This window comes from Synergistales bacterium, from assembly GCA_021736445.1.
GTDB lineage: Bacteria > Synergistota > Synergistia > Synergistales > Aminiphilaceae > JAIPGA01.
The window spans coordinates 24,948-34,316 of record JAIPGA010000021.1 but is presented as its reverse complement, the minus strand read 5'-3'; the positions used below and the strand labels follow the sequence as shown (position 1 = coordinate 34,316).

Here is a 9,369-nt window from a genome sequence, read left to right as displayed (position 1 = left end):
GTTGACATCTGTGCGCAAGCCCCTGAAAACCCTGGAGCAGGGGCCCCACATCTCGAGGACCGATGAGGCAGGCCGCACAGGCACCAGCCATCGCCACATTTTCTTCGTTGTGACTCCCTGCCAGCGGCACATCCGCCCCGGAGAAGAGCCGATGCCATTCCCCATCCAGTCGGAGCAGCCATGAGGTCTCCGTAGAGGACAGCACATTCCCGCCGGCATCCGGACATGAACCCTTGTCACCCAAAGATACTATCTTAACGTCATCTCTTTGCATATAGGGAAGCTCTTGCTGTGGACACACCAAAAAGCCGCCGGGAAGCACAAAGTCGTTGATCTTGCGCTTCGTAGCAGCGTACTGCTCAAAGGTGCCGTGCCAATCGATATGGTCCGGAGCGATATTGGTCAACACGGCCCCCGACAGCGAAAGCGACCGGGCCCAATGCAGCTGGAAGCTGCTCAGTTCGGCGATGACATAGTCCCACTGATCATCGGCGATATCGGCAAGGGGGGTCCCGATATTGCCCGCCACCGCCGTCCGGTACCCGGCCTGGCGGAGAAGATGTCCCGCAATCGCCGTTGTGGTGCTCTTTCCATTGCTGCCGGTGACGCCAATCACAGCCCCCCGAAGATACGGTGAAAGGACATCCACCTCCCCCACAACCGGGACCGCCGCATTCGCGGCTTCCTTGACAAGAGGGGCGCTCGGAGGGATTCCTGAGGAAAGAACAAGGAAATCGGCTTCAAGCGCACGGTGACTGTGCCCCTCTTCCCATTCCACACCGAGTGTCTCCAGCTCCCGGCAGACCTCGGAAGACAGGGCGTTCCGGTCCGACACAAAGACATGGGCTCCATGATTGACAAGAAAGCGCGTCAACGAACGTCCACTGACTCCGGCTCCGATCACGGTAACAGTGCGGTTTGTTATCCTGGCTGTCATACCAGTGTGTTTCATAGATTCCTCCCCGCCTCACGCCTCTATGAGAAACACGGCAATGGTGACAATCCCCAGGGCATGGACAATCCAAAAACGTGTTACAATCTGCTGCTCGCTCCATCCAAGCAGCTCAAAGTGGTGGTGGAGCGGGCTCATTCGAAAGATCTTTCGATTGAGCTTATGAATCGCAAACAGTTGCATGCTGACTGTTGCCACCTCGATGCCAAACAGAAAGCCCGCCGGGACCACTATCCGGAAATCCCCGGAAAACACCGCTATGCTCGCCAGCAAACCGCCGATAAAGTGCGCCCCCACGTCCCCCATAAACACACGGGCCGGCAGAGCGTTGTGCCACAGAAAGGCCGCAAGGAGCGCAAGACCTGTGAGCGCCCCTACGGTACAACACAGACTCCCCCGTACAACGATCAGCAAAAAAGCAAAGGAGATGATGCCGCTGCCTGCCACAAGACCATCAAGCCCATCCGTAATATTGACCGCATTGAGCAACCCGCAGGCCACAAAGCTCACCACAGCGATGGAAAGGAGATCCGCCGGAAGTCCTCCGGAAAAGACCCCATGCTCCGTAACAGCGATCACCATGACAGCCCACGGTACGGTGACCGCAAGCTGCAGAACAAGCTTCTGCATGCTCCGCAGTCCCTCGCTGGAATCCCTCAGATGTTTCAGAAGGTCATCGAGGAGTCCCACAAGGCTCGAGCAGAGCGGGAAATACCAGAACAGCCCCCACTCCCAAAAAGGAAATGCGTAGACCTTCAAGGTACCAAGAGCCACGAAGAGTGCAGCGATGACAAAGACAATGCCTCCCATGGTGGGGGTTTCCCGTTTGTCGCAAAGGTGCCGTTGCGGCCCGTAGAGCTTGATGCGCTGGTTGAGATTGTTCGTCCTCAGGTAACGGATGAAAAACCCTTCCGCCAGGACCACAGCAAGAAAGAGAGAAAGCCCGAACAGCACCATCGTTGCGTTTGTCATTGGACGGGACTCTCTTGCTCTTCAAAGTATGGGGCAGCGACGGCACTCAAGTGATAGACGTTGGACCCTTTTATCAGGAGAACATCCCCAGCGTCGAGACAACCCTCTACCAGCTCCGCCGCCTCTTCAGCGTTGTCGGCGAACCGGAGTCGAGCTCCGGCTGCCTCCTGGAAGGATCGGCAAGATCTCCATTCATCCCCCACAAGCACAAGCACGTCGACATTGCCCAGGACGCTCTCCTGGAGAACCTGTTCGTGCAGAGCGGAAGCCGAGGTCCCCAGCTCCCCCATGCCTCCGAGCACAGCCACCAGCCTGTTAAAGCCGCACTGATCCACCACACGCCTCGCCGAGCCAACCGACGCCTTCATGGAGGCCGGATTGGCATTGTAGGATTCATCGATCACCAGTTGACGGCCGGGACCGAAAGCATACCGCCCTCTTCCGGGAAGCGGCGCAATGCGCTCCAGCTCACTGCGGATGTCGTCGACCGGGACACGGAGCCACAGTGCGCATCCCACGCCGAAGGCAACGGTATAGGCATGATGTTCCCCGTAGAGAGAGGAGCGGAGGGGCATCCTCTGCCGCCGGTGGGTCAATTCCACCGCGAGGCCAAGTCCCGTTTCGTCACAGACAAATTGTGCGGCGCCGATAGCCACCCCGTCACTGCCTGCCTCCCTCCCCACGGGAACCATCCTCGCTCCCGGCAAAGGGTTTTCAAGATGCTGCGCAATGGTCTGGTTGTCGGCATTGTAGAAAAAGGCACCCAGAGCCTGCGACTCGGTAATCTCCATTTTTGCTCTGCACACACCCTGGATATCGGAAAACCCCTTCAGATGCGCTGCGGCCACCTCTGTCAGGAAAGCGATATCCGGAGGGAAGAGGGTGACCAGCTCCCGGATCTCCCCAGGGCGGTTCGCTCCCATCTCAAGAACAAGGATATCAATATCCTCAGGTGCTTCGAGAATGGTCAGCGCACACCCAATGGCTGTATTAAAACTCCCCCGGGCCTGGTAGACCCGGTATCGCCGCTGCAACAGCCGGGCAATCATCATTCTGGTGGTGGTCTTGCCGACACTTCCGGTGACAGCGATAACATGCTTCAAAGCAAGGGCAGAAAGCCGACGCTTCGCCAACGCAATCAGCGCCTCCAGGGTGTCCTCCGCGGAAAGCAGGCATACCTCGCTCTCCAAATACGCGTACTCCTTGTACCTGCTTTTGCTGAGCATCACCCAGGCAGCACCATGCTCGAGCGCATCGTCGATATACTCATGGCCGTCACGCTTCTCCCCAGGCAGGGCGACAAAACAGGAGCCTTCGCGGCAATCCCTGCTGTCGGAACACCATCGGTCTGGATAGTCCCGAGAGCACCCGGAGACCTCCAACCCGTCGGCACCCTCGAAGCCGAGGACAGCAGAGCACCCTTCCGTCTCACGCTTCATTGAAGCCCCTCACCCCTTTGCTCTACCCAGTGGAACAGACAGCCCCGGTCGCTATGCGGCAGTCTCCTGTCTCCAAAGATGATGTACTCCTCGGCCCCCTTTCCGGCCAGGAGCACCGTGTCGCCCCGTTGCGCCACATCCAATGCGGTGTAGATCGCCTGTTGCCGATCCAGGAGTATCATCGCTTTCTCCTGCTGAAAGGCCTCCGGAATACCGGCGGCGATCTCCTCTGCAATCGCGGCAGGTTCTTCAAAACGCGGATTATCGTTCGTGATAACGATATAATCAGCCAACGCATCGGCAATGCGGGCCATCTCGGGCCGCTTCGCCCGGAAGCGGTCTCCCCCACATCCAAACACCACAAGGATACGTCCCGCAGTGATACCACGGGTCGCCTTGAGGATTGTTTCCAGGGCATCCGGTGTGTGCGCAAAATCAATGACACATCCTATCCCACCGGTGGTGGTGTAGCACTCAAAGCGCCCCGGCACGGGAGAAAGGGATGCCAGCCCATGGCGGACCACCTCGGGTTCCAGACCAAGCTCCAGCAGCAGGCCGGCGGCACCGAGGAGATTCTGCGCATTGAACATCCCGGGAAGAGACAGAAACACATCAGGCATGCCCCCTGTCGGTGTCCCTATCGAGCAGGCCGTTCCTTTCGTTGAATAGGTGCTGTCGGACAGCACATAGGCACCGCGGCGCGCATCAACGGAAAAGCCTTTGGCGTTTGCGGGATAGCGATGACAAATCCTCGCCGAGTAGGGATTATCGAGGTTCGCGAGCACCTTCCCGCCAGGTTTCATGTGCGCCGCAACAAGAAGTGCTTTGGCCGAGAAATACTGTTCCATCGTTCCGTGATAATCAAGATGCTCGGACGTCACATTGGTCACCACTGCGCCGTCAAAGAGGCAACCGGCCAGCCTTCCCTGCACAAGCGCATGGGAGGACGCTTCCATCACGCAGGCCGTACACCCTCTGTCCACCATTTCCGCCAGCATGCGCTGGAGATCCGTCCCCTCGGGGGTCGTATGGGCCAAGGGGTGCCCACTCAGGCCATCGTGGTATCCGAGACTGCCTATACGACCGCAGATGTGTCCCGCCTGCCGGAGGATGTGTTGCAAGACACAACTGGTGGTGGTCTTTCCGTTGGTGCCCGTGACGGCAATGAGCAGAAGGGAGTTCGCCGGGAACCCGAACATCTTCGCCGCCGCCAGGCCCATGACGCGTCGTGTGTCCGAGGTCTGGAGCTGCGGAAGGGGAACATCGAGGATATCCCGGCAGAGAAGGGCGCTTGCCCCTCGCTGGAACGCCTCGCCGGCAAAACCGTGTCCATCTATGTGCTCCCCGCGGACACAGGCAAAGAGGGTATCCCTATGCACATAGCGGTGATCGTGGGCGACAGCTGCCACGGAAGGGCTGTGTTCGCCCCTGCCCGGGACGCGTCTCTCCTGGAGAAATCCGTGCTCTGACAGGAACAAAGCAATCTCCTCTAGTTTCATCATCAGCACACCAACCTCTTCGCAAACAGCCCGGGAAACGGCAGGCTACAGACCCGCCCGGCTGATCAGCTCAGCCATCTTTCGAAAAACGGGCGCGGCGACACGACCGCCGGTATAGGCTTCCCCTTCCGGTTCCCCGATACTCACAAGCATGACGTATTCCGGGTGATGTTGAGGCCAGAAGCCGACAAAGGTCGCTACGTATCGATCTTCTTTGTACTCGCCCCTCAAGGCCACCTGGGAGGTACCGGTCTTTCCGGCAATCTCAAGCCCTTCCACATCGGCTCTCTGTCCTGTCCCCAGGGCGACCACCTGTCTCATTGCTCCCTGCAGCCACTGCGCCGTGTCGGCACACAACACCCGGGCACGCTCGGTGCGGCGACCAACATACAATTTCTCCCCCTCGGCGTCCAGTACAGAATCCACCAGATATGGTCGCAACAGATGTCCGCCGTTGGCAATCGCCGAAATCGCGGTTGTCAGCTGCAGCGGCGTCACGGCGATGCCCTGCCCGATGGCTATATTGGCTGGAATCACTCCAACCCAGCGTCCTGGTTTGTACAGCATCCCCTTCTCTTCACCGGGGACACCGATGCCTGTCTCACGGTCAAACCCCCACAGCCTGAGTGCGTCATAGACATCCTGGGCCTGGAAGCGCAAACCGATTTTGGCCATTCCGACATTCGAGGACTGGACAATGATCTCTTCCAATGTGCTCTTCCCGTGGGATTGATTGTATATCTCGCTGATCCATCCATCGGCAATACGGATACGTCCCGGACAGTGGAAGACCTCCCCCTCTTCGACATAATCCTGCTCAAGGGCGATCCCCATAACGATGGGCTTGAGCGCGGAGCCCGGTTCGTAGATACGTCCTACAGCATTATTCCGCAGTACTCGCTGGGGATGCATGGTCTCCCGGCGATTCGGATCGAAGGTCGGCCAACTGACCATCCCGAGCACCTCGCCGCTCTCTGGATTCATGCAGAGGGCAACCGCCCACTGTGCGTCATGGTTCCGGGCCGCTTCGTCCAGACAGCGTTCGAGTATATGCTGGATGCGCGCATCGATGGTGACACGTACGACATTGCCGCCTCTGCAGTCGGGCGTAGCAAGCGAGGACAACACATCCACATGCTTCGCCGAACCGGTCTGCGCAACGATATGCACACTGGGGTCAGAGTAGAGGAACCGATTCCAGAATCGTTCCAGTCCAGCAAGGCCAATGTCATCTATGTCACAAAACCCCAGAACATGGGCCAGCAGTGATCCTTGCGGATAGACGCGTTTTTTCTCTTTCACGGTATAGATGCCCGGCAGATTCAGTTTTTCAAGCTCCCTGCGTACGGAAGGCGGCTGTTTGCGCACCAGCCAACGGAACCTGCCCTCATACTCCTGGCCGGCCTTCTTGACTACGGAAGACGGAAACAGATCCCCCAACTGTTTTGCGTTGCCCACATCCCACTGCTGAGGATCGAGGAAAACGCTTACAGTGGGAACCGAGATGGCAAGAGGTATCCCCTTCCTGTCGGCAATCCGGCCACGTCCTTCGCTGGCCACCACTCGTTGCCAATACTGGCTTTCTGCCCGTGCCATCACACGGTCCCCGGGATACAGATGCACCTGCACGGTTCTCGCCGCAAGCACAAGAAAGGCAAACACAATCAAAAGCCACGGCAGCCTTCGCCTGTCTCTCATGCCCAATCCACACTCACACAGCGTTCCCCGTCAATCCTGCGCATGTGCTGTTCCGGCCAGTGGATTGAAGAGAGGCCCTCCAGCGGAATGCTCCGTTTCGCCTGGTCCATTTCGGCCACGCCCAGGATTCATATCGATACGCGGCACCTGTACATAGCTCATCGCATCACAGGGCGTCATCCCCAGAGAGTACCTCGCCTCCCGAAAGACACGGGAAGGGGCGCACAGAGAGCCAAGCCTGCATTGCAGCGATACCTCGCGTTCCTGCAACTCCGTCAGCCGCTCGTCAAGCCTGGTGGCCTGGCTTTTCAAATGAAAAGAGTAAAAGCGCATGCAAGCCAGACCCATGAATGCACTGATAAAAAGCGCAAAAACCAGCAAAACCAGAGGGGTCTTTCTTCTCTGGTGAGACACATTCGCCCCGCCCTGCACGGCTACTCCCCCTTTCCACGAAAACGGAAGACTCTCATCTTCGCACTACGTGCGCTGTAGTTTGCCTGGACCTCATCCTCTTTGGGAACAATGGGTTTTTTCGTGATCACCGACCCCAGTTCCGCCTGTTTCCAGCTCCGGAATGTATGTTTGACCATCCTGTCCTCTAGCGAGTGATAGCTGATGATCACGGTTGTGCAATTGCGCAGGGCCATCTCCCTGAGAGCCTGCAGGAATGTCTCCAGGCTGTTCAATTCATCATTGACATATATCCGCAGAGCCTGGAACACCTTGCGGGCCGGATGACGACCCATGGTGCGCTGGATCGGCGCCGGCAGCTGTTTTCGAAGCATACCGACAAATTCATCCGTCGTGGAGATAGCCCCGGAATGCTTCCTGTGCTTGACAATGCACCGAGCTATGTCCCGCGCATAGCGTTCCTCGCCGTAGATCCGGAACAGGCGCTCAAGCTCTTTCGCCGACCAGCTGTTGATCACTTCACTGGCTGGAGGGATATCCTCCTGCCGGGCGGCCATCCGCATATCCAGCGGACCTGAAACGTTGTAGGAAAAGCCCCTTTCCCCACTCCGGAGCTGCAGCGAGGAGACCCCCAGATCCAGGAGCACCGCGTGGGGTTCCACAATGTGATGACGTTCCAGTATGTCCTTGATGGCCCGAAAGTTTCCCTCTTCGGTGGTACAGCGCGCTCCGAATGGCTCCAGCCGCTTCCTGGCACAGGAAAGCGCTTCACTGTCCTGGTCGATCCCCAGAACCCTGGCTGATGGAAAATGCTGCAGAATCGCCTCGCTATGACCACCCAGGCCGAGTGTAGCGTCGACAACCGCAGTAAGCGGCTCCTGCTGTCGGAGAGCAGAGAGCACCTCTTCCAGCAACACGGGAATATGCTCAATCGACATTAAAACCCATCAATCCCCTCAACGATATCGGCAAAGTCTTCCATCACGGTATCCCGGTAGGAGAGCCAAAGCTGTTTGTTCCAGAGCTCAATATGTTCCCCCTGCCCTATCACGTGCACCTCTTTGTCAAGCTGCCCGTGGTTGCGGAGTAACTGCGGCACCAGGATCCTCCCGGCTGTATCCACCTGGATTTCGTTGGCTGTTGCCAGGAGCACCCTGCGGAACTCGCGAGACCTCCCCCTGGAAAAGGAGGTGGATTGAAGACGGGCAAGCAGGTTATTCCAGTTTTCCTCTGAATAGACGGCAACACAGCGATCCATCCCCATGGTGGCTACGACATCCTCGCCGAGCTCCTGCCGGAATCTGGCAGGCAGGACAATCCGCCCCTTTGCGTCGATCCGATGTTCGTAGGTTCCCACCAGCATGGGTCTGCCTCCCAATTTATGACACTTTCTCCCACCCAGCCACACAATACCAGGATTGTCGGTAACATCATAGGCCCCATTGCTCAAATTCCCGAGGGTCCCTGGTTCCCCGACCACAAGGCATCCCGGCAATACCGCAGTGGTCAGGGATTCTTAACCGAGCTGTCGCAATGTCTCGATGCGCTCTCACACCGATGCACCACCCGGAACATAGAAGAGGCTGGGCTACAGGTATCCCTGCAATCCAGCCTCGTTTACCCCGCTTCTGCTCTCCCGATTGGGAACGTCACAGTGCCATCGACGTTATCCCCCGCCTGAGAGCCACCGTATGAGCCATCGCACAACACCGACGACCGCCAGTGCAAGGAAGATCAGCAGTCAGGGAGGGCAAAACCCATATCTGAACCTCATGGTCAACAACTCCCTTTCTCTCTCGTCAGCGATCAGCAGTACATCGCCACCGTCCGCACACAACACAGACAGGCGGCACCATCCTTCTCACGGATTCCGCAGATCTCCGGCTTCGTCAGCCCCCCGGGACTGTCCGGAACGGTCCGCATCCAGCGCCCGCAGCGCACTGTCGATATCTCCCAGAAACCTTCGGCATGCCTCGTACAGTCGGTCGTCCATCTCCGCCGCCCGGGCCTTCGAGAGCCCCATAAGCCGCTCCGCGCTCTCCGCAAGGCGAGGAAGCGCGACAGTGAGGGCGATCCCCTTGAGGGCATGGGCGATATCGTGCACATCGCTTCCGTCTCTCTCATTGAGCGCCTCCGTTATGGTGTCGCGGCACTCCCGGAGGCGCCGCGCCGTCTCCGATTTCAAAATGGCAACAAATCCCCTGTCTCCGCCCTGCTGCTCCAGGAGAAGGGATTCGTCGAAGATCGCTCTCTCGGTACTGGGCCCGGCAGAAGCAGTCCCTTCAGACGGGGAAACGCGGGTACCCTCGTCCGGCTGGTCACCGGAGCTCCGCTCTGTGCCGCCGTTCCCATCTACACCACCGTCCCATTCCTTCCCTTCCTCTGCAAGGGTCATCGA

Annotated in this window: 8 protein-coding genes; all 8 read right to left on the bottom strand. The window is 58.4% G+C overall.

Annotated elements, in window-relative coordinates; translation table 11 throughout:
- Positions 1–952 (bottom strand): UDP-N-acetylmuramoyl-L-alanine--D-glutamate ligase (locus tag K9L28_05170; GenBank protein ID MCF7935713.1); only part of this gene is annotated, 952 nt, incomplete at its 3' end.
- A gap of 15 nt (positions 953–967) precedes the next feature.
- Complete coding sequence (locus tag K9L28_05165) at positions 968–1,924, bottom strand: phospho-N-acetylmuramoyl-pentapeptide-transferase (protein MCF7935712.1); 957 nt, start codon at positions 1,922–1,924, stop codon at positions 968–970.
- Positions 1,921–3,363 carry a UDP-N-acetylmuramoyl-tripeptide--D-alanyl-D-alanine ligase gene (locus tag K9L28_05160; GenBank protein ID MCF7935711.1) on the bottom strand — a complete coding sequence of 481 codons (1,443 nt, stop codon included), beginning with the start codon at positions 3,361–3,363 and terminating at the stop codon, positions 1,921–1,923. Before K9L28_05160 ends, K9L28_05165 begins: the two co-directional genes overlap by 4 nt.
- A complete protein-coding gene (locus K9L28_05155) occupies positions 3,360–4,865 on the bottom strand; it encodes a UDP-N-acetylmuramoyl-L-alanyl-D-glutamate--2,6-diaminopimelate ligase (GenBank protein ID MCF7935710.1) in 1,506 nt (501 codons plus the stop codon). Before K9L28_05155 ends, K9L28_05160 begins: the two co-directional genes overlap by 4 nt.
- Before the next feature lie 42 nt (positions 4,866–4,907).
- Positions 4,908–6,458, bottom strand: coding sequence for a penicillin-binding protein 2 (locus tag K9L28_05150; GenBank protein MCF7935709.1), 1,551 nt, complete (start codon positions 6,456–6,458; stop codon positions 4,908–4,910).
- A 536-nt stretch (positions 6,459–6,994) separates the two neighbouring features.
- Positions 6,995–7,909 (bottom strand): 16S rRNA (cytosine(1402)-N(4))-methyltransferase RsmH, encoded by a 915-nt coding sequence (gene rsmH / locus K9L28_05145; GenBank protein MCF7935708.1) that lies wholly within the window; start codon positions 7,907–7,909, stop codon positions 6,995–6,997.
- On the bottom strand, positions 7,909–8,334 hold the full coding sequence (mraZ, locus tag K9L28_05140; GenBank protein MCF7935707.1) for a division/cell wall cluster transcriptional repressor MraZ: 426 nt from the start codon (positions 8,332–8,334) through the stop codon (positions 7,909–7,911). The genes rsmH and mraZ overlap by 1 nt, the downstream gene beginning before the upstream one ends.
- A 498-nt stretch (positions 8,335–8,832) precedes the next feature.
- Positions 8,833–9,366: an Hpt domain-containing protein gene (locus K9L28_05135; GenBank protein ID MCF7935706.1), complete on the bottom strand. Its 534-nt coding sequence runs from the start codon at positions 9,364–9,366 to the stop codon at positions 8,833–8,835.
- Positions 9,367–9,369 lie beyond the last annotated feature (3 nt).